Origin of the sequence: Streptomyces lushanensis (assembly GCF_001700515.1) — a bacterium.
Taxonomy (GTDB): domain Bacteria; phylum Actinomycetota; class Actinomycetes; order Streptomycetales; family Streptomycetaceae; genus Streptomyces; species Streptomyces lushanensis.
The window spans coordinates 490-719 of record NZ_MAUD01000656.1; the positions used below are offsets into that span (position 1 = coordinate 490).

A 230-nucleotide genomic window follows, 5' to 3' on the forward strand; every position below is an offset into this window, starting at 1 on the left:
CGGCTCGTACACCCGGCGGACCCGTACCTCGTGCCGCCGCTCCGTCCCGTGTTCCCGCCGCTTCCTCGTCATCGCTCCATCGTCGGCCGGGCGCGGCGGTCCCACGAGCCGAGACTCTGCCGCCTCCCGGGCACGGGCGCGGATAATCGGCGGTATGGGAAAGCTCTACGAACGGATCGACGGACGGATACGCACCTTCATCGAGGAACAGCCCGTCTTCTTCACCGCCA

At 68.7% G+C, this 230-nt stretch carries 1 pseudogene; it reads left to right on the forward strand.

Annotation, left to right across the window (positions count from 1 at the left end):
- Positions 1-154: 154 nt before the first annotated feature.
- Positions 155-230, forward strand: a pseudogene (locus BFF77_RS38345) (pyridoxamine 5'-phosphate oxidase family protein); the annotation flags it as partial.